The organism is Paenibacillus sp. FSL W8-1187, assembly GCF_037965485.1.
GTDB lineage: Bacteria > Bacillota > Bacilli > Paenibacillales > Paenibacillaceae > Paenibacillus_O > Paenibacillus_O pasadenensis.
Map to the genome: position 1 here is coordinate 3,908,352 of NZ_CP150181.1, position 24,878 is coordinate 3,933,229.

A 24,878-nucleotide genomic window follows, 5' to 3' on the forward strand; every position below is an offset into this window, starting at 1 on the left:
TCAAATCATCCAATCCCTAAAAACTTGCGCAGCTTGCGGAAGCGTCCGGGCTTGTCGTCGAGCGGCATGAGCGGCACCATGTCGCCGAGGATGCGGCGCGCGATGTTGCGATAGGCGATCGCCGCCTTGCTCGTCGGGTCCATGACCGTCGGCTCGCCGGAGTTGGCGGCCTTGATGACGCGCTCGTCATCCGGGACGACGCCGAGCAGATCGATCGCCAGCACCTGGCAGATGTCGTCGATGTCGAGCATGTCGCCGCTTTTCACCATCGCATGCTTGATGCGGTTGATGACCAGCTTGGCCGGCACCTGGGACTGCTCCAGCAGCCCGATGACGCGGTCGGCGTCGCGTACGGCGGCATTTTCGGGCGTCGTCACGACGATCGCGCGATCGGCTCCGGCGATCGCGTTGCGGAAGCCCTGCTCGATGCCCGCCGGGCAGTCGATGATGACATAATCGTATTCCTTCTTGAGCTCCAGCACGATGTCCCGCACCTGCTCCGGCGTCACGGCCGACTTGTCCTTCGTCTGGGCGGCGGGCAGCATGCTCAGGTCGTCGAAGCGCTTGTCCTTCACGAGCGCCTGCTGTAGCCGCACCCTTCCTTCCGCCACGTCGACCAGGTCATAGATGATGCGGTTCTCCAGCCCCATGACGACATCGAGATTGCGCAGCCCGATATCCGTGTCGACCATCGCAACCTTTTTGCCCAGCAGAGCCAGGGCGGTGCCCAGATTGGCGGAGGTCGTCGTCTTGCCGACGCCGCCTTTGCCTGATGTGATGACGATTGCTTCTCCCATGCTCTACACCCCTTTGAACAGCATCGGCTCCTTGCGCATGCGCACGAGCTGGTTCATCTTGTCGATCTGCATCCGCCCGTCCTCCAGATAGGCGTACTCCATCGAGGCGTCGGCGCTCATCCACTCCTCCGGCGGCCGGCTGATGACGTCGGAAATCCGCAGCTGCGTCGGACGCAGCTGCGAGGCGGCGATGATGACGTCGGTCCGTCCTTCCGTCCCCGCATGGGCCATCCCGCGCAGCGCGCCCAGCACGTAGATGTCGCCGGTGCAGCGGAGCGCCCCCCCGGGATTGAGATCGCCGAGCAGCAGCAGGCTGCCGTCATGCTCGACCGTCTGGCCGGAGCGGATCGTGCCGGTCATCAGCTTGAACGCCTCCGAGGCGCCTGCCGGGTCCGGCCGGGGCGCCTCCGATTCGATCGTCTGGACGAGCAGATTGCCCCGCTGGCGGATGACGCTGCGGATCTGCTCCTTGTCTTCCTCGGAAGCCGGCCGCGAGCCGAGCTTCACATGAACGTGAACCAGCGGCCCCGACAGGAGCTGCTGGTGGGATTTTTCGAGCTTGAACCGAAGCTCGTCCATGAGCTCGGCGAATTCGCAACTATCGTCAAAGAGGAAGATGAGACCGTCCTTGACTCCTTTAATCGTAATATGCGGTTTGTCGGTCACGTCGGTCCCTCCTTGACGATATCATTCGTCCCGAAGCCGGCCGATTCCTGCTCGGCCAGTCAAGCGGAAGCCGTAGGCTTGGCGCGCGGATTGCCCTCGAATGCCCGTCGGATCGGGATGTAGACGGCGAGCGCGAATGCCAGCTGCAGGAACAGGCTCGGGAAAATATGATGCTGCAGCGCCCAGGCGAGCGGCTCCGCCGTAAAGCGGAATACGTCGTAGACGTAATAGACCGCGATATCGTACAGCAGCGAGCCGATCGCGACGACCGCCAGCGCCGACAGCATCGTGAGCCGGCGTCCTCCGAGCAGCAGGCCGATCAAGTAGGCGATCAGCCCCATCGCATAGGCATGCAGCCCCAGCAGATGGCCGCGGAACACGATATCCTGCAGCAGGCCGAAGCCCGCGCCGAGCAGAAGCGCCGCATGGCGGCTGCGATAAAGCGCGGCATATAGGATAAGGACAAACGTGAAATGCGGCAGCAGCCGATCGGAAAAGGCAGACGGCACGAGCCACGGAAACAGGCTCGTCTGCACGAGGAATGCGAGGAAGGTCAGCAGCACCATGCTCTGCATCTTCATTCGGCAGTCCCCGATGTCTGCACGACAAACACTTCGCTCAGATGGTCGAAGTCCGCCGACAGCTTGATGCTCGCGATGCGCGTCAGGCCGATGTCGCTGTCCTGGATGCTCTCGACCGTGCCGATGACCATCCCCCGCGGGAACACGTTGCCGAGCCCCGAGGTGATGACGATGTCGTCCTTCTTGATCGGATCGTCCGCGGCGATCTTGGTCATGAGGATCCGCTGCGACTCCGAATTATAGCCGGACAGGATGCCGAACGACTGATTCTGCTTGCCGAGCACGGTCGCCGAGATGCCGGACTCCTCCGAGTTGAGGCTCGTGATCGGCATGACGGTCGACGTCAGCTCCGACACCTTGCTTACGTAGCCGATCATGCCCTTTTCGGAAATGACGGCCATCCGCTCGCGGATGCCCTCGCGGGCTCCGAGGTTGATCGTCAGCGTCCGGTTGTAGGCGTCCGGGCTCACCGCCACGACCTGGGCGATCAGATAGTTGTAATCGTAGATCTTCTTCTGCTCCTCGGTGAACTTGAGCTTTTCCTGCAGGCGCTCGTTCTCCTGCCGGATCGCGTTGTACTCCACCTTGTCGCGCGCGTAGGCCGCTGCCGTCATGCGCAGCCGGTCATTCTCTTCGTACACCTTGCGCAGATCGCCGACAGCCTGGAACAAGCCCGCTATGTAGCCAGCGGGCTTGTAGAACCATTGCTGCACGTATCCGGTCGTATCGCGCAGGAACTTCTCCGGCGTCGTCAGCCCCGCCTTGGAGCTGATGGAGAAGCCGATGACCGCGATGAAGAGAATGAAGCTGACCATGAGGACGAAGAGCCGCCTGTTTCGCAAATGCTTAAACATGGGTCCACCCGCCCGTCTTATTCAGCTCCGCTCGCGCCTTACCTCTTCGACCGCGAGCCGCCTTTGTTCTTGAAAAGATGAATGTTCTCCAGCGCGCGGCCCGTTCCGATCGCGACGCAGTCCAGCGGGTTCTCCGCGACGATGACCGGCATGCCGGTCTCCCGCGAGAGCAGCTTGTCCAGGTTGCGCAGCAGGGCTCCACCTCCGGTCAGCACGATGCCGCGGTCCATGATGTCCGCGGACAGCTCCGGCGGGCACTTCTCCAGCGTAATCTTGACCGCGTCGACGATCGCCGATACGGTATCGGCGAGCGCCTCGGTAATCTCCTCGGACGTGATCGACAGCGTCTTGGGCAGGCCCGTCACGAGATCGCGGCCGCGGATCTCCATCGTCACCGGCTGCTCCAGCGGCATCGCCGAGCCGATCTCCATCTTGAGCTGCTCGGACGTGCGCTCGCCGATCATCAGGTTGTACAGGCGCTTGATGTACTGGATGATCGCCTCGTCCATCTCATCGCCCGCGATGCGGACGGAACGGCTCGTGACGATGCCGCCGAGCGAGATGACCGCCACCTCGGTCGTGCCGCCGCCGATGTCGACGACCATGCTGCCGGTCGGCTCCCATACGGGCAGGTCAGCGCCGATCGCAGCGGCGAAAGGCTCCTCGATCGTATAGGCGTCGCGCGCGCCGGCCTGGCGCGTCGCGTCCTCGACGGCGCGCTTTTCGACCGACGTGATGCCGGAAGGGACGCATACCATCACGTTGGGATGGCGCGGGAACAGCGAGCGCTGCTTCTGCGCCTGGCGGATGAAGTATTTGATCATCGTAGCCGTCGTCTCAAAGTCGGCAATGACGCCGTCCTTCATCGGACGGATGGCGCGGATGTTGCCCGGCGTGCGGCCGATCATCTTCTTGGCGTGCTCGCCGACGGCTTCAATCGTTTTTGTATCGGTACGAAGGGCGACCACGGACGGCTCCCTGACGGCGATTCCTTTTCCTCTTACATAGACCAGCGTATTGGCTGTGCCGAGGTCAATCCCCAAATCTTTTGAAACTCCGAACATCGTACTACTCCCTTCTAAAATGCGGCAATCCTATTCATTATATTACATGAGGCCTCGTTCCTTCAAACTGATAAAGCGTCCATCGCCGATGACAATATGATCCAGCACCTCGATGCCGACCAGCTGTCCGGCCTCCTGCAGGCGCGCCGTCAGCGCCCGGTCCTCCGCGCTCGGCGTCGGATCGCCGCTCGGATGGTTGTGGGCGCAGATGAGCGAGGCGCTGCCGTGACGGATCGCCGCTCGGAACACCTCGCGCGGATGCACGAGCGAGGCGTTGAGCGTGCCGACGGACAGCGTCTCGCGGGCGACGATGTGGTTTTTCGTATTCAGGAACAGGCAGACGAAATGCTCCACCTGGAGATAGCGAAGGTCTTCCATCAAATAGTCGGCGGCGTCCTCGGGACGGCGCACGGCGACCGTCTCCTCGCGGCGGCTGCGCGCCAGCCGGCGTCCGAGCTCGATGCCCGCGCGGATCTGCAGCGCCTTGGCCGGACCGATGCCCTTGATGCGGGTCAGATCGCCGTGGCCCATGTCCACGAGCCCGCGCAAGCTGCCGGACTGCTGCAGGATGCGGGCAGCCAGATGCACCGCCGTCTCGCTGGAAGAGCCTGTCCGCAGCAGGATGGCGAGCAGCTCCGCATGGCTGAGCGCTTCCGCTCCATGCTGCAGCATCCGCTCCCGCGGACGCTCCTCCTCCGGCCATTGTTTGAGAGAAACGGAATCCGACATCGTTCGACGACCGCCTTTGCGCTAGGTTCCCTCTAGTTTACCATTGATTTCCGGCATTATCTCCTCCTCTTTTCGAGGAATTTCGATCTTCATCTCTTCCTTGACGAGCGAAGCATCAAAAAAGTCCACCCCCGGACGGAGGTGGACGAAAAAAGCTTGTTATTGAATTTCCAAGCCGGCGCTGGCATATCCCTGCACCGTGTTGATGAGGGAAAGGCCGGTTGCCGTGGCGCTCGCGACCAGCAGCAGGCGGCTGCCCGCCTCGACCGGGATGGACAGCCCGTCCGTCACGCCCGTAGAAGACGAGCCGATTGCGATGACGCCCGTCAGCGACGGGGCAAGCGTGACCGTGGCGCCGGGCACCTGCTCGAACACATTGCCATACGAAGCCTTGTACAGCTGAAGCTGGATCGTGACGTTCGTGCCGACCAATGACATCGCCGTCGTCGTGCTGAAGAAGCCCGACATCGAAGTGACGGTGCCGGCCCGCGGCATGGAGAATCCGAAATTCAAGAGCGTGCCGCTGGCTCCGGTCAGGTCGATCGTTCCGGCCATAGAGCTGACGCCGCTGACGGAGCTGCCGAAGCCGAGCAGCGAGAAGGTGCCGGGCAATCCGCCGGCAATCGTCGTCACCGTCGCCGGAACGCCTGACGCGAAAGGCAGGATGGCCGCCGCTCCCCCCGTTCCCGGAGGCCCTTGAGGGCCGGCCGGGCCGGTCGCGCCTTGCGGGCCGATCGGGCCTGGCGCGCCCGTGTCGCCCTTGTCCCCTTTCGCTCCCGCAGGACCTTGAGCGCCCGTGTCGCCTTTGTCCCCTTTCGCTCCCGCAGGACCTTGAGCGCCCGTGTCGCCCTTGTCACCTTTCGCTCCTGCAGGACCTTGAGCGCCTGTGTCGCCCTTGGCTCCCGCCGGGCCTGGAGCGCCCGTGTCGCCTTTGGCTCCTGCCGGGCCTGGCGCGCCCGTGTCGCCCTTGGCTCCTGCCGGACCTTGAGCGCCCGTGTCGCCTTTGGCTCCCGCCGGGCCTTGAGCGCCTGTGTCGCCCTTGGCTCCCGCCGCACCTTGAGCGCCCGTGTCGCCCTTGGCTCCCGCAGGACCTTGAGCGCCCGTGTCGCCTTTGGCTCCCGCCGGGCCTGGCGCGCCCGTGTCGCCCTTGTCCCCTTTCGCTCCAGCTGGACCTTGCGGACCCGCCTTCCCTTCTTCGCCGGCGATGGCGAACGTCAGGCGCACGGTTTGGCTTTTCGCGTCCCAGCCGACTTCGGCGCTGAACGCCGAGGCGAAGACGCGGACCGGAACGAGCAGCCGCCCGTTCTCCAGCACGGCGGGCTCGTCGAGCTCGAGCGCCGTCTCCTTGCCGCCCTTCGTGACGACCGCCTTTTTCTCGCCTTCGGCGAGAACGACCTTCGTATCGCCCTTCGCCGCCGTCACGACGCGAGTCGCGGCATCCCACGCGACCTCGGCTCCCAAGGAATCGCGGATGACATAGAGCGGCACGAGCACGGTGCCGCCGGACAGCCTCGGAGCCGCGTCGGTGACGACCTTGGCTCCATCGACGATCAAGGTGACTCCCGCGGGCGCGCCGGATGCGGCGGGCACGAAGGCGAGCTGCAAGGCGAGCGCCAGCGCAGCCGCCGACGAAAGAATTGCTTTGGGCTTCCGTTTCATTTTTTGCCTCCTGGACACAGATCAGCGATCCATGCATTTTTCCTTCTATTTCGGTCTGCTCAGGAGGAATTTGAATAGCGAAGAAGGAACGACGACAAAAAGGCATCGGAAAGAGATGCCTTCCCGATGCCTTTTGACTCGCGCTGCCTGGCCAGCGCCTTACGCCCGCAGCGGATCAAGTCCGAATCGCCGCAGCAGCTCGTAAAGCAGATTCAGCGGCAAGCCCATGATGCTGTAAAAATCGCCTTCGATCTGCTCGACCAGCACGCTGCCGAGCCCTTGGATGCCGTAGCTGCCCGCCTTGTCAAGCGGATCGCCGGTCGCCACGTAGGCGGCGATCTGCGCGTCGTCGAGCTCGCGGAAGCGGACGGCGCTGCGCGTATAGCCGCAGGCCGCGAAAGCCGTCCCGCCTGGCGCCGCCACGCGGTAAGCGCCGATGTCGCCGAGCCGCTGCCGATCGCCCCAGACGGCGCCGGACGCTTGCGACGGGTCCGCTCCGGCCGGCGGAAAGGCCGGCGGCAGCGTCGCCGCGCCGCCCGCGACGGGTTCGCCTGCCGCCAGCAGCGCGACGCCGCTGTACACCTCATGGACGCGGCCGCTCAGCCGGCGCAGCGTGCGGCGCGCATCCTCGGCGTCGGCCGGCTTGCCGAGCACCTCGCCGTCCAGCACGACGATCGTGTCGCCGCCAAGCACGAGCGCGCGGCCGCCCTCTGCTCCGGCGGCCTCCCCGATCCTGAGCGCGGCGGCCGTAGCCTTGCGCAGAGCCAGCTCCGCGACGATCTCATGAGGCCGCAGCTCCGGCGCGACCGTCTCGTCCGCATCCGTCGCCAGCACCTCGAGCGGAATCGGCAGCCGCAGCGCGGCCGCCAGCTCCCGCCTTCGCGGCGAGGACGAGGCGAGCACGAGCCGCTGCGGCAGGTTGTCTTCATTCATACGTCTGAACTCCTCCATCTTGGCTAGTCGAGCGCCCGCTACAGCTTGCGGTAGAGCAGAAACGCCAGCACGAGGCAGGCGAGGCTGACGACGCTGAAATTGAGCGTCAGATCAAGCTCGTAGCGGAGCACGCCGAGGTCGGCGGCGGGCCTCCAGTTCAGCTCGGCGGAGCGCGTCAGCTGCGCCAGCGCCGGAACTTGCTTGAGCCACCGGTCGGCAAGCGCCCCGGCGAGCAGGCCGAGCGCGCCGAACAACAGCAGCGTCCATCCGTTTTTCTTCATCGCGTCCGCGCCCTCTCCCGGTCCGAATTCTCGTCCCATTATAAGGGAAGCGGACCGAAGGAGCAACGGACCTCAGCCCGCGACCGCGGCTTCCCGAAGCTGCAGCTGGGCCAGCGCGGCCGCCGTCAGCTCCGCCTGCACCGCCCAAAGGCGCTCCGCTTGCGGCGATTCGCCGTACGCCGTCAGCTTCGCGCCGGCTTGCCGCAGCGCGTCGGCCAGCGCTCCCGCCGCCTCCTGCGCCGCCTTGCCGGACCAAGCCGGCTCGACGGCGGCGGCATTCTTCAGCCAGCCGTCCAGCCGCTCGGCCCAGGCGGCGCGGCTCGCGGCGTCCATGCCTGCGGCATCTCCCGCCAGCAGCGCCGACGTCTGCCCGGCCAAGTCGCCGATCAAGTCCGCCGCGCCCTCGTCATAAGCTTTCAGCTGCTCGGCCGTGCCCGCGAAGGCCAGCTCCGACACGCTCGGCAGCTTCATCTCCTTGAGATACACCTCGGTGCCCGTCATGCCGGCGGCCAGCTTCTCCGCCTGTCCGCGGCTCGAAGCGACGCCCGCGTAGACGCGATAATCGCCGTCGTGGCGCAGCGCCGCGGCCAAGCCGGCTTTTTTCAATTCCGCGGCGGCCGCTTCGGCGCTTCCCTTGGAAGAAAACACGCCGTACTGAAGCAGCTGGTAGGTCCGCTCCGGCCACCCGGCAGCCACGACTTGTACCTTCGCCGCTCCCTGCGCGGCCTCCGCCGCCGGCGCAGAGGCCGGAGCAGAGGAAGCCGCCGGCTCAGCCAGCCCTCCCTCGGCGGCAGCGGACGCATCGGCCGCTTGTCCTTCCCGCGCCGGCAGCAGGCCTTGCCCGGCGAACAGCGTCAGCGTCATGTAGCCGAGCACGGCTCCCGTCGCGATCGCTCCGCCGATGGACAGCAGCACCGCCAGCCAGGACGGTCCCGCTCCGCCTCCCGTCCCGGAGGCGCGCTTCATCCGGGCGCCGATCCCCCCCGCGCGCGCCGGACGCGCGGCGTCCGGCTCGACGATCGGCCCGGCCGGCCACGCCTCCGGCTCGTCGTAGCCGACCTCATAGGCGGCGGCTCCGCTCTGAACGGCCCGGCCGCCGGAAGCCGGCGCGGCGGCCCAAGGCCATTCGCCCGGCTCTTCCGAATCTTCCGGCTCTTCCGCACCGTCCGGCTCGACCCGATCCGCCTTGCCTGCCTGGCTGCGGCCGCTGTTCCCGGACCATGCCGGATGATCCGATTCCGGATCGGCTGTTCCCGGCGCGGCGGAAGACGGCGCTGCCTCGAAGCCCGGCTCCGGCGGCTCGCCCGGCCAAGCCGACCAAGCCGGCTCTTCGGCGGCATCGCCCTCGGCTTGTCCCGCCCGCAGCAGGTCCGGAGCCGTCTCCCAGATCGGCTTGTCCTGAAACGGACTGATCCAAGGCGAATACGACTCCGCGAACGCCAGCTCGGCCCTCTCCCCCATCCCCGCCGCAGCGTCCATGCTGACGGCGGAGCGGAGGCCGGAGCGCGGCTCGCTGCCGGAGCGCGGCAGGCCGGACGCCGCGCGTCCCTCCTGCACGAGCCTGCCGCTGCCATCCGGACGATACGTGACTCGACCCTTCGTCATGATCGTTTTTCTCCTCCCTGTGGTGGACTCTGCTCTACTCTATGAGACTAGCGGCTCGATTATGACCGATAGAAAGAGAGCAAGCGAAAGGCGCGGAGAGCCCGCCGCGCTTCTGACCCGGTACTCGTTCCGCGTCCGCCGCGGACGCAACAAAAAGCGGAGGGCATCCGCCCTCCGCTTCGTCTCTTGCCTGTGGCAGGATGCTTCCATCCCGCAAATCCCTTATTCGCCCGCCGGCTCGAACCGCTGGCGCAGCAGCCCGACGAGCGCGTCGCCGGCTTTCCAGATGTCGCCGGCTCCCATCGTCAGCACGAGGTCGCCCGGGGCGAGGCGCGTAGCCAGCTCGGCCTGCACCTCTTCCTTGGTCGGCAGGTAGAAGGTGTTCGCGTTGCTGTTCTTGACGATCAGCTCCACGAGGCGGCGCGAGTTGACGCCCTCGATCTCCTTCTCGCCGGCCGGCGAGTAGATGTCGGTGATGATGACCTCGTCCGCCTCGGCGAACGCGCGGCTGAACGGCTCCAGCAGGAAAAACGTGCGCGTGTAGCGCTGCGGCTGGAACACTGCGACGATGCGCTTGCCGGTCGCCTTGGCGGCGCTGATCGTCGCCTGGATCTCCGTCGGATGATGCGCGTAGTCGTCGATGACGAGGATGTCGTTCACCTCGCCGAGCACCTGGAAGCGGCGCTTGGCGCCGATGAAGTCCTTGATCGCCGCGGCGGCCGCTCCGAACGGCACGCCCGCCTCCATGCATGTGATGAGCGTCGCGACCGCGTTGTACACGTTGTGGCGGCCCGGCACGGACAGCTGCACGACGCCGAGCTCCTGGCCGCGCCGCGACAGCGTGAACGTCACCTTGCGGTCGCCGAGCACGAGGCTCGAGGCGCTGTACTCGGCGTCGGCGCTGTCGATGCCGTACGTGACGATGCGCTCCGCCGGCAGCGCGCCCGCCGCCCGCGGCAGCAGCTCGCGCACGATCGGGTCGTCGATGCAGACGACGGCGCGCCCGTCCTCCTTGACCTGCGAGAAGAACTGCACGTAGGCCGACTTCAGGTTCTCGAAGTCGCCGTCATAGTTTTCGAGATGGTCGGGCTCGATATTGGTGACGACGGCGATGGCCGGATGGTAGTGCAGGAAGGAGCCGTCGCTCTCGTCCGCCTCCGCCACGACGTATTCGCCCTTGCCGGCCTTGGCGTTCGTGCCGACATTGACGATCTCGCCGCCGATGATGTAGGTCGGATCGGCGCCGCAGCTTTCCATGACGAGCGCGATCATCGACGAGGTCGTCGTCTTGCCGTGCGCGCCCGCGACGGCGATGCCCTTGCCTGCGTTCATGAGGCGGGCGAGCATCTGGCTGCGGTGCAGCACCGGAATTTTCAGCTCCTCGGCCGCCCTGCGCTCGACGTTGTCCTTGGACAGCGCCGTGCTGTAGACGACGAGATCGGCGCCGCGCACATGGCTCGCGTCATGCCCGATATGGATTTCCGCGCCTTTTTTGGCCAGCTTTTCGGTCAGCTCCGCCCGCGCGACGTCCGAGCCCGTCACTTTATAGCCCATTTCCAGCATGACGCGCGCGATCGCGCTCATGCCGTATCCGCCTATCCCGATAAAATGAACGTGTTCTGCTGTCGTCGTCATGACGGTCACCAACCTTTTTCAGAATCCGGCAGTCCGAGCACGAAGGCGCGGACATCGGCAATGAGATAGAGCGTGCCGGTGACGACGGGCAGGCCGCCGCCGGCGGCGGCGCGCTCCAGCCGCTCCAGCGCGTCCGGCCACCGGGGCTCGGCGGCGATTTCGGGCGAGACGCCCAGCTCGCGGGCCTGCTCCCGCGCGAATTCCGCCAGCTCCTCGGCCGGCAGCGCCTTGCGGAAAGCGGGCTGCGTCACGACGAGTGTGTCCGCTATAGGGAGTATATGCCGAAGCACTCCGCGGTGATTCTTGTTGCCGAGCATTCCGATCATGACATGGATGCGCTCGCCTCCGTGCAGCTCCCGCAGCGCGGCCGCGAGCGACTCGGCGCCCTCCGGATTGTGCGCGCCGTCGAGCAGCAGCCGCGGCTCCCGGCGCACCATCTCGAGCCGGCCCGGCCACTGCGCTCGGCGCAGTCCCTCCAGCAGCTGCTCGTCGTCGACGAGCAGCGCGTTGTACTGGCGCAGCACCTCCAGCGCCATGACGGCAGCGGCGGCGTTTTTGCGCTGATGCGCGCCGGCGAGCGTCAGCTCCAGCCGGGACATCGACCGGAACGGCCCTTTGAAGCCGAAGCTCTGTCCCGACTCCGTCGCCTCGATCGCCGTCTCCTCGAACTGCTCGCCGAGCTGATACAGCGTCGACTTGGACGAGCGGGCCGCCTCGCGGATGACCGCGAGCGCCTCCTCGTTCTCGACCGTGCTGACGACCGGCACGCCCGGCTTGATGATGCCCGCCTTCTCGCGGGCGATGTCCGTTATCGTGTCGCCAAGCACGTCCATATGGTCGTGGCCGACGTTGGTGATGATCGAGATCACCGGCGTGACGATGTTCGTCACGTCGAGCCGGCCGCCGAGGCCCGTTTCCCAGACGACATAGTCCGGATACGTGACGCGGGCGAAGTAGAGGATCGCCAGCGCCGTGGACACCTCGAACATCGTCGGAGAGCCGTGCTCGGTCGCGGCGATCTCCTCGACGAGCGGCCGCAGCTCGTTGGCGAGCCGCAGCAGCGTCTCCTCCTCGATGTCCTGGCCGTTGTAGCGGAACCGGTTGGTGAACTTCGTGATATAAGGGGATGTGTACGTCCCCGTGTCATAGCCGCCGCGCACGAGCACCTCGGTCAAGTACGCGCAGACGGAGCCCTTGCCGTTCGTGCCCGCGACATGGATGAAGCGGAGGCGGCGCTCCGGATGGCCGAGCCGCTCCATCATGATCCGCATCCGGTCGAGGCCCGGGCGGACGCCGAAGCTGACGAGCCCCTCGATCCATTCGCGCGCTTCCTCGTACGACGCCATCCCGGCGAACTGCCGCTGTTCGTTGTCCATCAGCCCTGCAGCTCCTCGATCCGGGCCAATACCTTGTCGAGCTTGGCCTGGTAGTCTGTCCGCTTGGCCTTCTCCTCGTCGATGACCTTGGCCGGAGCCTTGGCGACGAAGCCTTCGTTGGACAGCTTCTTGTCGACGCGCTCCACCTCGGAGCGCAGCGTGGCGGCTTCCTTGCGCAGGCGCGCGATCTCCTGCTCGATGTCGATCAGGCCGGCGAGCGGCAGAATCAGCTCGGCGCCCGTCACGACCGCCGTCATCGCCTTGTCCGGCGCGGACAGGGCGGCGTCGATCGTCAGCGACGACGTGCCCGCGAAGCGGCGCAGCAGCTCCTCGTTGGCCTGCAGGATCGCGAGCTCGGCATCCGAGCTCGGCTTGATCTGCAGCTCGATCTTCTTGCTCATCGGCACGTTCACCTCGGCGCGGATGTTGCGCACGGCGCGGATCGTGCTCATGAGCAGCTCCATCTCGCGCACGGCGTCCGGCGCCTCGAAGGCGGCGTCGTACTGCGGCCAGGCGGCGATCGAGATGCTCTCGCCCTCATGCGGCAGATGCTGCCAGATCTCCTCGGAGATGAACGGCATGAACGGGTGGATCAGGCGCTGGGTGCGGTCGAGCACATAGGCGAGCACGGACTGCGTCGCCTTTTTGGCCTCGGCGTCGGAGCCGTACAGGCTGAGCTTGGATACCTCGATGTACCAGTCGCACAGATCGTCCCAGATGAAGTTGTACAGCAGCCGTCCCGTCTCGCCGAAGTCGTAGGCGTCGATGAGGCGCGTCACGTCGCGCGCCGTCTCGTTCAGGCGGTGCAGGATCCAGCGGTCGGCCGTGCCGAGCTTGCCGCCGAGGTCGATGTCCTCGTAGCGGAAGCCCTCCAGGTTCATGAGCGCAAAGCGCGAGGCGTTCCAGATCTTGTTGGCGAAGTTGCGCGCCTGCTCGACCTTCTCGATGCGGAAGCGCAGGTCCTGTCCCGGCGTGCTGCCGGTCGACAGCATGAAGCGCATCGCGTCCGCGCCGTACTGCTCGATGATGTCGAGCGGGTCGACGCCGTTGCCGAGCGACTTGGACATCTTCTTGCCGTCGGCGTCGCGCACGAGGCCGTGCATGAGCACGTCCTTGAACGGAATCCGGTCCGTGAACTCGAGGGCGGTGAAGATCATGCGCGCCACCCAGAAGTAGATGATGTCGTAGCCCGTCACGAGCAGGTCGTTCGGGTAGTACCGCTTGAAGTCGGCGCTCTCCTCGTCCGGCCAGCCGAGCGTCGAGAACGGCCACAGCGCGGAGCTGAACCACGTGTCGAGCACGTCGTTGTCCTGGCGCAGCTCGCCGCCGCAGTCCGGGCAGGAGCCGATGTCGTCCGCAGAGACATGGATCGTGCCGCAGGCGTCGCAGTACCAGGCCGGGATGCGGTGGCCCCACCAGAGCTGGCGGGAGATGCACCAGTCGCGCACGTTCTCGATCCAATTGAGGTACGTCTTCTCGAAGCGCTCCGGCACGAAGTTCACGCCGGCGCCCGACTTCTGCGCCTCGATCGCGCGGTCGGCCAGCGGCTTCATCGCCACGAACCACTGCGTGGACAGGTACGGCTCGACGACGGCGCCGCTGCGCTCGCTGTGGCCTACCTGATGCACGTGGTCCTCGATGCGGACGAGCACGCCGGATTCCTTCAGGTCGGCGACAAGCTTCTTGCGCGCCTCCGCGCGGTCGAGTCCCTGGTAAGGACCGGCTTCGGCGTTCATGACGCCGCTCTCGTCCATGACGATGATCTGCGGCAGGTCATGGCGCTGGCCGACCTCGAAGTCGTTCGGGTCATGGGCCGGGGTGATCTTGACGGCGCCGGAGCCGAAGTCCTTCTCGACGTACTCGTCGGCGACGATCGGGATGAGGCGGCCGATGACCGGCAGCACGAGATTTTTGCCGACGAGAGCCCGGTAGCGCTCGTCCTCCGGGTGGACGGCGACGGCGGTGTCGCCGAGCATCGTCTCCGGACGGGTCGTCGCCACGGTCACATGGCCGCTGCCGTCCTCGAGCGGGTACTGCAGGTGGTACAGGCTCCCCTGCACTTCCTTGTACTCGACCTCGATGTCCGACAGCGCCGTGCGGGCGGCCGGGTCCCAGTTGATGATCTTCGCGCCGCGGTAGATCAGCCCTTTTTCATAGAGGCGGACGAACACCTCGCGCACGGCCTTGGACAGCCCCTCGTCGAGCGTGAAGCGCTCGCGGGAGTAGTCGAGCGACAGGCCCATCTTGCCCCACTGGCTGCGGATCGTGCCGGCATAGGTGTCCTTCCATTCCCACACCTGCTCCAGGAACTTCTCGCGGCCGAGGTCGTGGCGCGTCTTGCCGCTCTCGCGGAGCTTTTGCTCCACGCGCGTCTGCGTGGCGATGCCGGCATGGTCGGTGCCCGGAAGCCAAAGGGCGTCGAAGCCCTGCATCCGCTTCGTGCGGATCATGATGTCCTGCAGCGTGAAGTCGAGCGCATGGCCGATATGGAGCATGCCCGTGACGTTCGGCGGCGGGATGACGATCGTGTACGGCTTCGCTTCCGGCACGCGGCCGGCCTTGAAGAAGCCGCCCTTGCTCCATAGCTCGGTGCTGTTCTGCTCGGCGCTGCGTGGATCGTAGGTCGTCGGCATTTCGGTTGTATGCTGCTGCTCTGACATTGGCAAGTTCACCCTCGTTTGGTTGATGGAGTTTGAAAAAAGGCGGCTGACCGACAAAAAAAGCCTTCCGCCCCTTGAACGCAAAGGACGAAAGACTTCAGCTTCCGCGGTACCACCTTCATTCCGCCCGGGACCTCGAGTCCATGGACGGCACTTGGAGCAGGATAACGGCTGCGGCCGGCGGAGCTGCTCCTGCAGCGGCCCTGAGGGCATGCTGGCAGAATGCGGTCCGCGACTCCGGGGCGACCTGTCACGCTTCTGCGGCCTGCAGACCTTCCACCAGCTGCGGTCTGCTCTCTGTAGGCGCACGGCGCACTCTTCCCCATCCTCGTCGTTGAATGGAATGATGCTTTGAATATCCCTTCCAGTTTACCGTTGTTGAGAGGCATAGTCAACTCGCCTAGGCTTCCGCCCAAAATGAAAAAGGCGCTTCCTGCCGGAGCGGGAAGCGCATCGGATGGGCAGCGGCCTGGGACGGCGGACGCCGGAGCGGTCGGCCCGGAGCCGTTGCGGCGAGGGCCGGCGCAGCTCGGGCGAGGCCGTCAAGGAATGTAGAGCACTTGCCCTTCGGCCACGCCCTGATCGGCGAGGCGGTTGTGGAGCGCGATCTCCCGCGCCTGCAGCTGGTAGCGGTCGGCGATCGTGTCGAGCGTCTCCTCGCGCTGCACGATGCAGATCCGCACCTTGCGGAACGGCTGCTCCTCCACCGTGCGGCTGAGGAACAGCGACTGCCACTCGACCTCCTCCGAAGGCGGAGCCGCCGGAGCCTCCTGCTGGCGGCTGCGCTCCGACGCTTGGCGCTGCTCGCGCTCGCGCCGGCTCGAGCCGATGAGCGACGTCAGCCCTTCCTCGCCGCTGTCCGGGGCGGCCGCGGCGCTGCGCTTCGCGCCGAAGGCGACTCGCAGCTCCTGGCGCTCCGGCTCGGCTTCGGCCGCTTGAACGTCGGCTTCGCCAAAGGCGGAGGCGGAAGCCGCGGCTTCCGGCGCAGAGGCGGCTTCCGGCGGCGAGGCCGCTTCCCGCACCGGCGGCTCCGCCGTATCGGCGGCCGGCTCGGCTTGCGGCCGGCCGTACAGCACGGCAGCCGGCTCCGCTTCCTCCGCCGGCTCGGCCGTCCTCTCGCCCGAGGCGATGGACCGCAGGGAGCTGAAGGCGCCGCTGCGGTCGGCCTCCGCCTCGTCGGACGAGGCCGAGCGGGGCGCCGCGGCCGGCGGCGGAAATTCCGCCTGCGGCGGCGCGAACGAGAAGGAGGCGTCCTCCTCCGCCTCGCTGCCGCCGGACGGCTCCGGCTCCTGCCTCCAGGCGCCGAGCTGCGTCCAGCCTGACGTCTGCCCGGACGAATCCGGCCCGGCCGCGGACGGCTGCTCGAAGCCCGAGTAAGCGGACGAGTGGGCTGCAGGCTGCGCGGAATCCGCCGCCTCCGGAGGGCATTGGTCCTCCTCCCGCTCATAGGAGCGGAAAGCCGCCTCTTCCCGGCTTTGCGCGACCGACGCGGCTTCTCGACGTCCATCGTCCCGGTACTCCGCGACGGCCGCCGTCTCGTCCTCTTCGAACGAAGCCTCCTGCCCCTCCTCCTCCAGCTCCAGATAGCGGCCCGGCGAAATATCGCCGGTCGCCTGGGCCGAAGCCGGCGCGCGATGCACGACCGTATAAGGCTCCTCCTGCCACTGCGCGCCGTCGTCTGCCGCCGCCTCGACGCGGATGCCGCTCAAAGACAGCACGCCGGTGATGTTCAGCGTCCGCGAGGACAGCAGATCGACATCGAAGTTGTCGATCTCGACCGAAATGTCCTCCAGGCTCTCGATCCGGTTCATCGGCAGCGTAATCTCGACCGGAATCTGATGCTCCATCGTCTGCGCGGCCCCGGAGCGGTCCGCGCTCCGATACACGCCGTTCAGCAGCAGCCTTCCCCTCAGAATGGCCTGCTCCCCCTGCTGGATGACTTGGATGCGGGGGACGAGCTCGATTTCCTCCAGCTCCTCGATGGCCGCGACCTCTTCGGGCAGATGCACCCGCTCGTAGACGTCGAAGCGCAGTCCTTGCGATTGTTCGCTCACGCTAAAGCCTCCCTTCCCCATGATGGTGCTTGGGCATGCGATTTGCTCCTTACCATCTATATGGGCAGGGAGTCGGGAGCATGACTACTTTGACCGGACGCGCGCCTGTTTCGGCCCGCTCGGCGGCTGGATGCGCGATTCACGCCGAAAAGACAGGCACGCCTCCGGCTCAGCGCCCGGCTGTCCGCCGCAGCCGCTCCAGCAGCGCCTCCAGATCCGCCGGCAGCGGATCGTCGACGGCCAGCTCGCGTCCGCTCCACGGATGCCGGAACTCGAGCCGCCGGCCATGCAGCGCCTGGCGGCCCAGCAGCGGCGAAGCCCCGCCGTACAGGACGTCGCCGAGCAGCGGATGCCCGATATGGCTCATATGCACCCGAATTTGATGCGTACGGCCGGTCTCCAGCTCCAGCTCGAGCAGCGACGCCTCGCCGCCGAACGCCTCCAGCACCCGGTATCGGGTAAGCGCATGGTCGCCGGTCGGCGAGACGCGGCGGCGCGCGCCGTGATGGCGGTCGCGGCCGATCGGAGCGTCGACGACGCCCTCGCGGCGGCGCGGGACTCCGCGGACGATCGCCCAATAGACGCGGCGGATCGCTTTTTCGCGCATGGCGGCGTCGAGCGTCTGCTGGGCGAGATCGTTTTTGGCGTAGAGCACCGGACCGGATGTGTCGTCGTCGAGACGGTGGACATGGCGGACCGGCAGCGGGTCGCCCAGGCTCAAGCAGCGGCAGAGCGCCGCCTCGTCGAGCGTAGCAGGCGAGCCGACGCTTTCCTCGAATCCGGACGCCGGACCGCCTTGTTTCCCGGTCCGCTCCGCGCCGCGGAAGCGGCTCTGCGTCCGTCCGTCGCTCACTCGGGGCGATGCAGACGGCGCGGCGCCGCTGCCGTGCACCGGCAGGCCGGCCCGCTTGTCCAGGACGAGGCACCAGTCATCCTCGTACAGCGGCTGCGGCCAGCTGTCCGGGTAGCGGCCGCCCCAGCCGGCCAGCCGCTCTCGAGCCGCGCGCTGCTCCGGCGAAGCCAGGACATCCGCCGCCGGGAACGCCCGCAGCTCCAGCGCCGGCAAGCCGCCCTCGGCAGCGCCTAGCCCGCCTTCCGGCCCGCCGCTGCCGCTCCTCGCCTCGCTTCGTGCGCCGGCCGCCCCGCTCCAGCGGATGCCGCCGGTGGACAGCAGCAGCCCGAGCCATTTCGCCGGAAACAGGTTCAGCTCCAACAAGCGCAGCCTCGCCTCATGGGGATGCGAGCCTGCCTTCAGCCCCGCCTGCTCCGCTCCCGGCCCGAGCGGCACGCGCAGCCATTCGCCGCTCCGCTCCGCCGCGTCCAGCAGCAGCGCGGAGCTCTGCGGACTCGCCTTCGGCGCCTCAGGCGCGTCAGGCCGCGAACCGGCCGCCGCAGCCTCCCTCGCGGACGGATCCATCGCTTACAGCCGCCGCAGCGCTTCGCGGTTCGCTTCGATCGTGCGGTCGATCAGCTCCGGCGTATGCGCCGCGGAGACGAACATGCCTTCGAACGGCGACGGGGCGACGCTCACGCCGAGCTCGAGCATCGAGCCGAAGTAGGCGCGGAAGCGGCCGAGGTCGCTCGCCTGCGCCGTCTCGAAGTTGACGACATGCCGCTCGTTGAAGAACGGGCCTACCATCGAGCCGACGCGGTTGATCGTCACCGGCACGCCGGCCTCGCGGGCGTTGTCCTCGAAGCCCGCCTGCAGCCGCAGCGACAGCCGCTCGAGCTGCTCGTAGGTTTGCGGCGTCAGCAGGCTGAGCGTCGTGAAGCCCGCCGCCATCGCCAGCGGATTGCCCGACAGCGTGCCGGCCTGATAGATCGGCCCCGCCGGAGCCATCCGCTCCATGAGGTCGCGGCGTCCGCCGTAGGCGCCGACCGGCAGGCCGCCGCCGATGACTTTGCCGAGGCAGGTCAGGTCCGGGGTGATGCCGTACAGCCCTTGCGCGCAGTTGTAGTGGACGCGGAAGCCGGTCATCACCTCGTCGAAGATGAGCAGGCTGCCGTATTCGCTCGTCACGTCGCGCAGCCCTTGCAGGAAGCCCGGCAGCGGAGGCACGACGCCCATGTTGCCGGCGATCGGCTCGACGATGACGCAGGCGATCTCCTCGCCGAACTTCTCGAAGGCGAGACGGACGGACGCGAGGTCGTTGTAGGGAACGGTGATCGTATGCGAGGCGGTCGACTCCGGCACGCCCGGGCTGTCCGGCAGGCCGAGCGTCGCGACGCCCGATCCGGCCTTGATGAGCAGGCTGTCCGCATGGCCGTGGTACGAGCCCTCGAACTTGAGGATCTTGCTGCGGCCCGTATAGCCGCGGGCGAGGCGCAGCGCGCTCATCGTCGCCTCGGTGCCGCTGTTGACCATGCGCACGATGTCGCAGGAAGGCACGCGCTCGCACACCAGCTTGGCCATCTCCGTCTCCAGTAGCGTCGGCGCGCCGAAGCTCGTGCCTTTCTCCGCCGTGGACTTGATCGCCTCGATCACCTCGGGATGCGCGTGGCCGAGGATGAGCGGCCCCCAGGAGCCGATGTAGTCGATGTACTTGTTGCCGTCGAGATCGTAGACGACCGCGCCTTCGCCGCGCTCCATGTAGGCCGGCGTCAGCCCGACCGACTTGAACGCGCGCACGGGGCTGTTGACGCCCCCCGGGATGAAGCGCTTCGCTTCCTCGAATGCCGCGCGCGAGCGCGTGTCGTCCTTCCGTCCGAATCCGCCTGCCTGTTCTTGTCCGCTTGTCATGCCTGCTCCTCCTTCAGCCACCGGGCCGCGTCCTTGGCGTGGTACGTAATGATGAGATCGGCTCCGGCCCGCTTCATGCCGAGCAGCGTCTCCAGCACGATCTTGCGCTCGTCGACCCAGCCGTTCGCGGCCGCGGCCTTGACCATCGCATACTCGCCGCTGACGTTGTAGGCGACGAGCGGCAGATCGAAGTTCTCCTTGAGCGCGCGCACGACGTCGAGATAGGCGAGCGCCGGCTTGACCATCAGCATGTCCGCGCCTTCCGCCACGTCCGTGTCCGCCTCGCGCAGCGCCTCGCGGATATTCGCCGGGTCCATCTGATACGCCTTGCGGTCGCCGTACTGAGGCGCCGAATTCGCCGCTTCGCGAAACGGTCCGTAGTAGGCCGAGGCGTACTTGACCGAGTAGGAAAGAATCGGGATGTCGGCATGGCCCGCCTCGTCGAGGCCGGCTCGGATCGCGCCGACGAAGCCGTCCATCATGTTGGAAGGAGCGATCACGTCCGCTCCCGCCTCCGCTTGGGAGACGGCCGCGCGCACAAGCAGCTCGAGCGACGGATCGTTGTCCACCTCGACCTCGCCCGTGCGCGGATGCTGATGCACGACGCCGCAGTGTCCGTGATCGGTGAATTGGCAGAGGCAGGTATCGGCCATGACGACCAGCTCCGGCGCCCACTGCTTGATGAGGCGCGTCGCTTGCTGCACGATGCCGTTCGCGTCGTAGGCCGAGCTGCCGGCTTCATCCTTGCTCTCCGGGATGCCGAACAGCATGATCGACGGAATGCCGTGCGCTGCGATGTCGCGGATCTCCGCCTCCAGGCGGTCCAGCGAATAGCGGAATACGCCCGGCATGGAGGAGATCTCCTCCACCTTGTTCTCGCCGTGCACGACGTACACCGGATAGATGAAGTCGCTTGGCGTCAGCAGCGTCTCGCGGACCATCGAGCGCAGCGCGGATGTGCGGCGCAGGCGGCGGTGTCGGACTATGGGATGGGTCATGGCGGGATGGGCCTCCTTTAGAATTCGTTCGTTCGGTCGTACGGTCTGGTCATTCGACTCGAAAAAAATAGCAAGAAACGCAGGAGCGGCGGGGCCGGATGCCGCCGCCGCTCGGGCAAGACGCTTAGGCCGGCGCATCGCCGGCAGATGCGGATAGACGCCGCTCCGCCATCCTTGCGGCGAGCGCGGTTGCGAGCGACTCGATCGTCGCCGCCTCGGGCAGCACGGTCGGCTCAAGTCCCGCCTCGCGGGCGGAGCGGGCCGTCACCGGCCCGATGCAGGCGATCTCGCAGCCGGCCAGCAGCCGCAGCGGATCGTCCTCGCCGGCGCGGCGCAGCATCGTCAGCAGATTGGTTACGGTCGACGAGCTCGTGAACGTGACCGCCTGCACGCGGCCGTCGCGCAGGCATTCGAGCGCGTACTCGTCCTGCCGCTCGGGCAGCACCGTATCGTAGACGGTCAGCCGATCGGTCAGCAAGCCGCGGCGCTCCAGGTCGAGCGGCAACGTATCGCGCGCCAGCGTTCCGCGCACGACCAGAGCGCGCTGCCCGGCCTCGATCAGGCCGGACAGATGGTCCAGCATGCCCTCGGCCTGGAACTCCATCGGCAGCGCCTCGGCCTGCAGGCCGCGGGCTTCGAGCACCGACTTGGTCTTAGGCCCGACGGCGGCGATGCGCGCCCGATGGAACCGGCGGATGTCGCCTCCGGCGCCGCGCAGGCGGCGGAAGAAATGCTCCACGCCGTTGACGCTCGTGAAAAACAGCCAGTCATACGTCGCGGCGGCGTCCAGCGCGGCCGCGAGCTCCGCGTCCGCAGCCGCTCCTTCGACCGGCACCGTCTCGATGACGGGATACTCGCACGGCTCCCCGCCCATCTCTTCGATGAGCTCGGACAGACCGCTCGCCTGCTCGCGCGCGCGGGTGACGAGCACGCGGCAGCCGAACAGCGGCTTGCGCTCGTACCACTGCAGCGCCTCCCGCTGGCGGACGACCTCGCCGACGACGATGACGGCCGGCGGCTTGAAGCCGGCCTCCTCGACCTTGGCCTCGATGTCGCCGAGCGTGCCGGTCAGCGTCCGCTGCTCCGGCCGCGTGCCCCAGCGGACGAGCGCGACCGGCGTCGAGTCCGGACGGCCATGCTTGATCAGCTGCGCGGCGATGTAGCCGATCTTGGCCACGCCCATCAGGAACAGCAGCGTGCCGGTGGCGTTCGTCACCTTTTCCCAGTCGATCGACTGGTCAAGCTTGTCGGGGCTCTCGTGGCCCGTGATGACGGAAAACGAGGACGCGTGGTCGCGATGCGTCACCGGAATGCCGGCATACGCAGGGACTGCGATCGCCGACGTGATGCCCGGCACGATCTCGAACTCGATGCCGTGCTCGGCGAGCAGCCCCGCCTCCTCGCCGACGCGGCCGAAAATCGTCGGGTCGCCGCCCTTGAGCCGGGTGACGGTCTTGCCTTGGAGGGCGAGGTCGACGAGCAGGCGGTTGATCTCCTCCTGCTTCATCGTGTGGCGATCCGGCAGCTTGCCGACATAGATGGTCTCGGCGCCGGGCTTCAGCTGGCGCAGCAGGCGCGGGCTGGCCAGCCGGTCATAAACGACGACGTCGCTGCGCGAGAGCAGCTCCAGCCCCCGCACGGTGATGAGCTTCGGGTCTCCCGGCCCGGCGCCCACCAGATAAACGATCCCCTTGGCGGTCATGTCAGCTTCCGAGCTCCGCGAGAATGCGGTCCGCGCCCTGGTCGCGCAACGCCTGCGCCACCTCGAGGCCGAGCGCCTGCGGATCCGTGCCCTTGCGGATCTCCTTGAGGATCGTCGCGCCGTCCGCCGAGCCGACCATGCCGGTCAGCGTCAGCTCCGGTCCTTGCTCCGTACGGCTCGTGATGACGGCATGGGCGCCGATCGGAATCTGGCAGCCGCCGTTCAGCGCGCCGAGGAACGTGCGCTCGGCCGCGACCGCCAGCGCCGTATCGGCATCGTCAAGCAGCGCGAGCAGCTCGCGCACGCCGGCGTCGCTCTCGCGGCACTCGATGCCGAGCGCTCCCTGGCCGACGGCCGGCAGGCAGATGTCGGGATCGACGGGAGAGCTGATGCGGTCTTCCCAGCCCATGCGCAGCAGGCCCGCCGTCGCCAGCACGATCGCATCCAGTCCGTCGGTCTCCAGCTTGCGGATGCGCGAGTCGATGTTGCCCCGGATCGAGCGGATCTCGAAGTCAGGCCGGTACGCCTTGAGCTGGCTCGCGCGGCGCAGGCTGCTCGTGCCGATCGCAGCTCCGCGAGGAAGCTCCGACAGCGGGACGCCGCCGCGGGTAATGACGCAGTCGCGCGGATCGACGCGCTTTGGCACCGCTCCGTTCATGAGCCCTTCCGGCAATTCGGACGGCATGTCCTTCATGCTGTGGACGGCCAGGTCGATCTCTCCGTCCAGCAGCGCCTGCTCGATCTCCTTCACGAACAGCCCTTTGCCGCCCACCTTGGACAAGGTGACGTCAAGGATGCGGTCGCCTTTGGTGACGATCTTGCGGATCTCGAATTCGTAGCCGAAGCCGCGGGCTTCGCTGATCTGGCGGAGCGCCTCGATGACATGGCCCGTCTGGGTCAGCGCCAGCGCGCTCTGGCGCGTGCCGACGACGATCGTCCGCGCTTCTCTGGATAGTTGCTGCATGGGAGTTCCTCCTTATGTAGACTGCTGCCTGTCGTCCTTGCCCTCCGTCCGCTTCGCCCCGGGCGCCTCCTCGCGTCCGTCGGCACTGCCGCCAGGCCCGTGCTCGCCGGCAGCCCAGGCGGCCAGGCGGACAGCCTCGCGCCGCAGCCGCTCCCGGCGGACGTCGGCATCCGGCTCCTGCTCCAGCAATCGCCGCCGCAGCTCGCCCATGCGGCGCGCCGCCTCGGCGTAACGCCCGCCGCCGTACCGCCGCTCCAGCTCGGAATGCAGCACGGCGGCCAGCGCCGGCGCCTCGCCGCCGGCATGCACCGCGAGCAAAACCGCTCCGTCGCGGACCGCCGCGGCCGTCTCGAAGCTGCTTGGCCACGAGCCGGAAGCATCGTTGAACAGCCGGCCCTGCCGCTCGGCCTCGCGTCCGATTCGCGCGTTGAGCGCAGGATCGTCCGTTGCCGCGACGACGAGGAAAGCCCCGTCTAGATCCGAGCTGCGATATTCGCGCGCATGGAGCTGAAGCCGCCCCTGACCGGCCAGCTCCAGCAAGCCGGGCGTAAAGGAGAGGCCGACCAGCTCCAGCCGGTCGGCGCCGCCGGCGAGCAGTCCGGCGGCTTTTCTTTGAGCGACCGGGCCGCCGCCGACGATCAGGCAGCGGCGGCCGGACAGCCGCAGCATGGCGGGGTATGCGGTCATCCCAGGGAGCCTCCTCGGGGTCGGCCGGTCCGGCTCAGGACCAGCGATGGAAGTTGGATGCGGGATTGATGAGCGTATTGAGGACGAGCATCGCGAAGCAGATCAGGTTCCAGCGCGCGCTCTGCAGCGCCGGCCTGCGCTTGACCGCCCACCGGAACAGGTCATAGGCGTACAGCCCGAGCGCGGCGAACGAGCTCACGACCTTCCAGTCGAGCAGATAGCCGAGGCGGCCTTCGACGACGACCGAGACGACCGCGACCGAAAGCGACAGCGCCAGCAGCGGCACGCCGAACAGCACGAGCCGATACGAGAACCGATCCAGCTGCTCCAGGCTCGGCAGCCGCGCCACGCCGCGGCTCCAGCGCCGGGTTTTGAGCCTGCCGTGCAGGAACAGGTACATTCCGGCGAATACGGCGGAGATCGCCAGCAGCGAGAACGCGCAGAGCACGAGGCTGATATGCAGGATGAGCAGCTCCTGGGCGAGCTTCCACGGGGCGAGCGGAATTTCCGCGCTCGGGTCGCTGAACAGGTTGAGCGCGAGCACGCTGAAAGCGATCAGATTGACGAGAAAAACGATGAATTCAATTCGGAAGAAGCGGCTGATGACGAGCGAGGCCGTCAGCAGCAGCCAGGAAACGCCGAGCCAATATTCAAACCGGGAAAACAGCGTCATGTCCATATGCGCCCAGATCCGGTACAGCACGACCCCGGTGATCAGCACCCAGACGAACACAAGCAGCCCTGCGCCCATCCGCTTCGCCCTCCGGTTCGAATCCACGAAGTCGGAGAAGTAAAACAGAAGGCTCAGGGCGTATATATACAACAGGCTATCGTAAAACCAGTACGTACCCATACATGGCGCCCTCCTGTCCTATTCCTGCATAGGCGAGGCC

The 24,878-nt window shown here is 67.1% G+C and carries 21 protein-coding genes; all 21 read right to left on the reverse strand.

All coding sequences use genetic code 11. The features are described from left to right. Window positions 1-5: 5 nt before the first annotated feature. The 21 genes from minD to ccsA all read right to left on the reverse strand — a co-directional run bounded on the left by minD (window position 6) and on the right by ccsA (window position 24,838). On the reverse strand, window positions 6-797 hold the full coding sequence (minD, locus tag NYE40_RS16895; protein WP_028597505.1) for a septum site-determining protein MinD: 792 nt from the start codon (window positions 795-797) through the stop codon (window positions 6-8). Window positions 798-800: 3 nt separating this feature from the next. After that, window positions 801-1,463, reverse strand: a complete 663-nt coding sequence (locus tag NYE40_RS16900; protein ID WP_339278713.1) for a septum site-determining protein MinC — start codon at window positions 1,461-1,463, stop codon at window positions 801-803. Window positions 1,464-1,522: 59 nt separating this feature from the next. Continuing rightward, window positions 1,523-2,044: a rod shape-determining protein MreD gene (gene mreD / locus NYE40_RS16905; RefSeq protein ID WP_043110895.1), complete on the reverse strand. Its 522-nt coding sequence runs from the start codon at window positions 2,042-2,044 to the stop codon at window positions 1,523-1,525. After that, on the reverse strand, window positions 2,041-2,898 hold the full coding sequence (mreC, locus tag NYE40_RS16910; RefSeq protein WP_028597502.1) for a rod shape-determining protein MreC: 858 nt from the start codon (window positions 2,896-2,898) through the stop codon (window positions 2,041-2,043). Before mreC ends, mreD begins: the two co-directional genes overlap by 4 nt. Before the next feature lie 38 nt (window positions 2,899-2,936). After that, entirely contained in the window at window positions 2,937-3,962 is a 1,026-nt protein-coding gene (locus NYE40_RS16915; protein WP_028597501.1) for a rod shape-determining protein, read from the reverse strand. Between the two features lie 42 nt (window positions 3,963-4,004). Beyond that, window positions 4,005-4,691, reverse strand: a complete 687-nt coding sequence (gene radC / locus NYE40_RS16920) for a DNA repair protein RadC (RefSeq protein ID WP_028597500.1) — start codon at window positions 4,689-4,691, stop codon at window positions 4,005-4,007. A 159-nt stretch (window positions 4,692-4,850) separates the two neighbouring features. Then, window positions 4,851-6,350: an exosporium glycoprotein BclB-related protein gene (locus NYE40_RS16925; protein ID WP_339278714.1), complete on the reverse strand. Its 1,500-nt coding sequence runs from the start codon at window positions 6,348-6,350 to the stop codon at window positions 4,851-4,853. Between the two features lie 159 nt (window positions 6,351-6,509). Next, complete coding sequence (locus NYE40_RS16930; RefSeq protein WP_339278715.1) at window positions 6,510-7,283, reverse strand: Maf family protein; 774 nt, start codon at window positions 7,281-7,283, stop codon at window positions 6,510-6,512. 38 nt (window positions 7,284-7,321) lie between these two features. Then, complete coding sequence (locus NYE40_RS16935; protein WP_028597498.1) at window positions 7,322-7,564, reverse strand: DUF4321 domain-containing protein; 243 nt, start codon at window positions 7,562-7,564, stop codon at window positions 7,322-7,324. A 72-nt stretch (window positions 7,565-7,636) separates the two neighbouring features. Continuing rightward, window positions 7,637-9,169, reverse strand: a complete 1,533-nt coding sequence (locus tag NYE40_RS16940) for an SPOR domain-containing protein (RefSeq protein ID WP_339278716.1) — start codon at window positions 9,167-9,169, stop codon at window positions 7,637-7,639. 222 nt (window positions 9,170-9,391) lie between these two features. Next, window positions 9,392-10,804, reverse strand: coding sequence for a UDP-N-acetylmuramate--L-alanine ligase (murC, locus tag NYE40_RS16945; RefSeq protein WP_028597496.1), 1,413 nt, complete (start codon window positions 10,802-10,804; stop codon window positions 9,392-9,394). 5 nt (window positions 10,805-10,809) lie between these two features. Continuing rightward, the gene (locus NYE40_RS16950; RefSeq protein WP_339278717.1) at window positions 10,810-12,180 is read right to left on the reverse strand and encodes a folylpolyglutamate synthase/dihydrofolate synthase family protein; all 1,371 of its coding nucleotides are present in this window, start codon (window positions 12,178-12,180) and stop codon (window positions 10,810-10,812) included. Next, complete coding sequence (locus NYE40_RS16955; protein WP_339278718.1) at window positions 12,180-14,840, reverse strand: valine--tRNA ligase; 2,661 nt, start codon at window positions 14,838-14,840, stop codon at window positions 12,180-12,182. The genes NYE40_RS16950 and NYE40_RS16955 overlap by 1 nt, the downstream gene beginning before the upstream one ends. Before the next feature lie 542 nt (window positions 14,841-15,382). Continuing rightward, complete coding sequence (locus tag NYE40_RS16960) at window positions 15,383-16,894, reverse strand: LysM peptidoglycan-binding domain-containing protein (RefSeq protein WP_028597493.1); 1,512 nt, start codon at window positions 16,892-16,894, stop codon at window positions 15,383-15,385. A gap of 169 nt (window positions 16,895-17,063) precedes the next feature. Further along, window positions 17,064-18,311 (reverse strand): RluA family pseudouridine synthase, encoded by a 1,248-nt coding sequence (locus NYE40_RS16965; protein WP_219623310.1) that lies wholly within the window; start codon window positions 18,309-18,311, stop codon window positions 17,064-17,066. Between the two features lie 3 nt (window positions 18,312-18,314). After that, window positions 18,315-19,634 (reverse strand): glutamate-1-semialdehyde 2,1-aminomutase, encoded by a 1,320-nt coding sequence (gene hemL / locus NYE40_RS16970; RefSeq protein ID WP_028597492.1) that lies wholly within the window; start codon window positions 19,632-19,634, stop codon window positions 18,315-18,317. After that, entirely contained in the window at window positions 19,631-20,632 is a 1,002-nt protein-coding gene (gene hemB, locus NYE40_RS16975; protein WP_028597491.1) for a porphobilinogen synthase, read from the reverse strand. The genes hemL and hemB overlap by 4 nt, the downstream gene beginning before the upstream one ends. A 124-nt stretch (window positions 20,633-20,756) precedes the next feature. After that, window positions 20,757-22,334: a uroporphyrinogen-III C-methyltransferase gene (gene cobA, locus NYE40_RS16980; RefSeq protein ID WP_043110894.1), complete on the reverse strand. Its 1,578-nt coding sequence runs from the start codon at window positions 22,332-22,334 to the stop codon at window positions 20,757-20,759. A gap of 1 nt (window position 22,335) precedes the next feature. Continuing rightward, the gene (hemC, locus tag NYE40_RS16985; protein WP_028597490.1) at window positions 22,336-23,298 is read right to left on the reverse strand and encodes a hydroxymethylbilane synthase; all 963 of its coding nucleotides are present in this window, start codon (window positions 23,296-23,298) and stop codon (window positions 22,336-22,338) included. A gap of 12 nt (window positions 23,299-23,310) precedes the next feature. Next, entirely contained in the window at window positions 23,311-23,985 is a 675-nt protein-coding gene (locus NYE40_RS16990) for a bifunctional precorrin-2 dehydrogenase/sirohydrochlorin ferrochelatase (protein ID WP_052332942.1), read from the reverse strand. 34 nt (window positions 23,986-24,019) lie between these two features. Next, window positions 24,020-24,838 carry a cytochrome c biogenesis protein CcsA gene (gene ccsA / locus NYE40_RS16995; protein ID WP_028597489.1) on the reverse strand — a complete coding sequence of 273 codons (819 nt, stop codon included), beginning with the start codon at window positions 24,836-24,838 and terminating at the stop codon, window positions 24,020-24,022. Between the last annotated feature and the right edge of the window lie 40 nt (window positions 24,839-24,878).